3 protein-coding genes are annotated in these 3,310 nt (G+C 58.9%); 1 reads left to right on the forward strand and 2 read right to left on the reverse strand.

Annotation, left to right across the window (positions count from 1 at the left end; all coding sequences use genetic code 11):
* Positions 1-392: 392 nt before the first annotated feature.
* Both msrA and ACPYOI_RS35305 read right to left on the reverse strand, forming a co-directional pair.
* Entirely contained in the window at positions 393-1,115 is a 723-nt protein-coding gene (gene msrA, locus ACPYOI_RS35300; protein WP_481415231.1) for a peptide-methionine (S)-S-oxide reductase MsrA, read from the reverse strand.
* A 235-nt stretch (positions 1,116-1,350) separates the two neighbouring features.
* Positions 1,351-1,881: a single-stranded DNA-binding protein gene (locus ACPYOI_RS35305; RefSeq protein WP_481415230.1), complete on the reverse strand. Its 531-nt coding sequence runs from the start codon at positions 1,879-1,881 to the stop codon at positions 1,351-1,353.
* 262 nt (positions 1,882-2,143) lie between these two features.
* Between ACPYOI_RS35305 and ACPYOI_RS35310 the strand changes: the two genes are divergently transcribed.
* The coding region (locus ACPYOI_RS35310) for a UvrA family protein (RefSeq protein ID WP_481424085.1) at positions 2,144-3,310 on the forward strand (1,167 nt) is incomplete at its 3' end.

Here is a 3,310-nt window from a genome sequence, read left to right on the forward strand (position 1 = left end):
TAATAGAGCGGTTCATTGGGGTGGACTGATGCAATGACGCCGTTCCGAGGGAGGCCGCGACGTCGGAAAAAAAGAAACAACTGCACTCTAACGCCGCTCACATCGGGCAACATCGCCGCCGCCCGAAGCGAGGAGCGCACTTCCGTGTCTTCGAAAAGGCCGATCGCCAGGTCAAACTGTTCGCTTTAGCAATCGTCGCCGCGTTTCTTGTTGTCATCACGCTTCAAGCGCTTTTGACCTGACACACAGAACAGAACGTCAGTCCGCAGGCGGATGATGTGCTACTTGAAATGGCCGATGACGGCTTGAGTGCCCGCTAGCCAGTCCTCCCTGCGTGACGATGACAAGACGCGCTTTGTGCGCAAGCGCAGCATGGAGCTTCGTACACCGAGTCACTTGCCGTCTTGCGCAACAAGCACAGGCTCCGAGCGGTAGTCCTTGGGGAAGATTTGCCTAAGATTCTCGATCTTCGGAAGATCGTTGATGACGATATAGGGATAGGTTGGATTGTTGGTCAAGAAATTCTGGTGGTAGGCCTCGGCGGGATAGAAGCTCTTGCCGGTTTCGATCCTGGTGACGATGGCCGCGTCATAGACCCGAGCATGATCGAGCTGGGAAATATAGGCCTTGGCGACCTTCGTCTGGTCGTCGCTCTGCGGGAATATCGCGGAGCGGTACTGGGTGCCCGTATCCGGGCCCTGTCGATTGAGTTGCGTCGGATCGTGAGCGACGGAGAAGTAGATCTGCAGGAGATGGCCGTAGCTTACCTTTGCAGGGTCGAAGACGACTTGAACAGACTCGGCATGACCTGTCCTACCGGTGCTCACCGTCTCGTATTGTGCGGAGGACTTGACGCCGCCCGCATAACCCGAGGTCGCGCTGACCACGCCGTCCACGTGCTGGAAGACGCCCTGCACGCCCCAGAAGCAGCCACCGGCGAATACAGCCGTCTCGAGATCGGCGCCCGGCTTCTCATCCTGCACCGGGGCGGGAATGACGTGCGGCTCCTCGGCCGCAGCTGCCGCAAAGCGAAGGCATACCCCTGCTGTCAATAAAACTGCAATACCGAGGGACACAGCCCTAAAGCGGCGCGTCATCTTCTGATGGGAACTCATGTCATCCTCCTTTAGCCGGCCGTGAATGCACGAGCCAGGACACCGGGATCCAGAAAGCCGATCTCAGATGAAGTTGACAGTAATTTTTCGTCTATGGCGCGTAACTAAACTGTGAGTGTAGCGGGGAGCCAAAACTCAAGGCGTTATTCGACATCGATCCCAAAGGCGACAGCATCAAAAGGCGACGCCGCGCCGACGCGGCCGTCTGTGTTCGCGACTCTGAGGAACAGCCGCCTCAGAACGGAATATCGTCGTCCAGATCGCGCGAGAAGTTGCCGCCGCCACCGCTGCTGCTGCCACTGCGGCCGGCCGGCTGTGACGGCGCGCCGTAATCGTCCCCGTAGTTGCCGCCACCACCGAAATCGCTGCTGCCACGGCCGCCGCCGAAGCCGGAACTTGCGCCGCCGCCTTCGCCGCGGCCATCGAGCATCGTCAGCGTCGAATTGAAGCCTTGCAGCACGATTTCCGTCGAATAGCGGTCGTTGCCGGTCTGGTCCTGCCACTTGCGGGTCTGCAACTGGCCTTCGATATAAAGCTTAGCGCCCTTCTTCACATATTGCTCGACGACCTTGCAGAGACCTTCGTTGAAGACGACGACTGTGTGCCATTCGGTCTTTTCACGCCGCTCGCCGGAATTACGGTCCCGCCAGGTCTCCGAGGTCGCGATGCGAAGGTTGGCGATCGGGCGGCCATCCTGCGTCCTGCGGATTTCGGGGTCGGCACCCACGTTTCCGATCAGAATTACCTTGTTTACGCTGCCAGCCATACCTATTCACCTTACTGCCGCCCTGCCCGGCGGCGCTTTGAAACAATCGGCATACCTTAAACTATAGAGCCCCCACGATGGGCGTCCATCACCGGTTCATCCACAAGGAATTTTGTTCTTTATTTGTTCTAGTTTATCGCTATGATGCTGTCAATAACTGTCAGTAGAATCGAAAAGCATAGAGCCTTCCCGACATTTAGCCTCGACTCGCCAAACGGCATCACTAAATAAGGGGCTTGTTCCAGCACAGAAGCAAAATACGATGAGTGAACTGAAGACCATTTCCATACGCGGCGCGCGCGAACATAATCTCAAGGGCATCGACCTGGACCTGCCGCGCAACAAGCTCATCGTCATGACCGGGCTTTCAGGGTCCGGCAAATCCTCGCTCGCCTTCGACACGATCTATGCGGAGGGCCAGCGGCGCTATGTCGAAAGCCTCTCGGCCTACGCGCGCCAGTTCCTGGAAATGATGCAGAAGCCGGACGTCGACCAGATCGACGGCCTTTCGCCGGCGATCTCGATCGAGCAGAAGACGACCTCGCGCAATCCGCGCTCGACGGTCGGGACGGTCACCGAGATCTACGACTATATGCGCCTGCTCTTTGCGCGCGTCGGCGTTCCCTATTCGCCGGCAACCGGCCTCCCGATCGAGAGCCAGACCGTCAGCCAGATGGTCGATCGCGTGCTCGAATTCCAGGAAGGTACACGCCTTTATATTCTGGCCCCGATCGTACGCGGCCGTAAGGGCGAGTATAAGAAAGAGCTGGCGGAGCTGATGAAGAAGGGCTTCCAGCGCGTCAAGGTCGACGGCCAATTCTACGAGATCGCCGACGTTCCGGCACTCGACAAGAAATACAAGCACGACATCGATGTCGTCGTGGATCGTATCGTCGTGCGCACCGACATGGCATCGCGCTTGGCAGACAGCTTCGAAACCTCGCTGAAGCTCGCCGAGGGATTGGCCGTCGCTGAGTTCGCGGACAAGCCGCTACCGGCGGAAGAAACCGCGGCCGGCGGGTCGGCCAACAAGTCGCTGAACGAGACGCATGAGCGGGTGCTTTTCTCGGAGAAGTTCGCCTGCCCCGTCTCCGGCTTCACCATCCCGGAAATCGAGCCGCGGCTCTTCTCGTTCAACAATCCCGCCGGCGCCTGCCCCACTTGCGATGGCCTTGGTGCGCAGCAGAAAATCGATGCCAACCTGATCGTTCCCGAGCCGGAGCGGACGCTCCGCGACGGCGCGATCGCACCCTGGGCGAAGTCGAGCTCGCCCTATTACAATCAGACGCTGGAAGCGCTCGGCAAGCACTACGGATTCAAGCTTGGGGCACGGTGGAGCGACCTGTCCGCAAAGGCTCAGGACGTCATTCTGAACGGAACGGACGAGAAGATCGAGTTCCATTATGCCGACGGCGCGCGATCCTATACC

The sequence above is a fragment of the Rhizobium sp. SVR5-2C genome (assembly GCF_056755115.1).

Coding starts and splice junctions, on each gene's coding strand:
- ACPYOI_RS35305 (WP_481415230.1), bottom strand. CDS start 1,881: ATGGCTGGCAGCGTAAACAAGGTAATTCTGATCGGAAACGTGGGTGCC.
- msrA (WP_481415231.1), bottom strand. CDS start 1,115: ATGAGTTCCCATCAGAAGATGACGCGCCGCTTTAGGGCTGTGTCCCTC.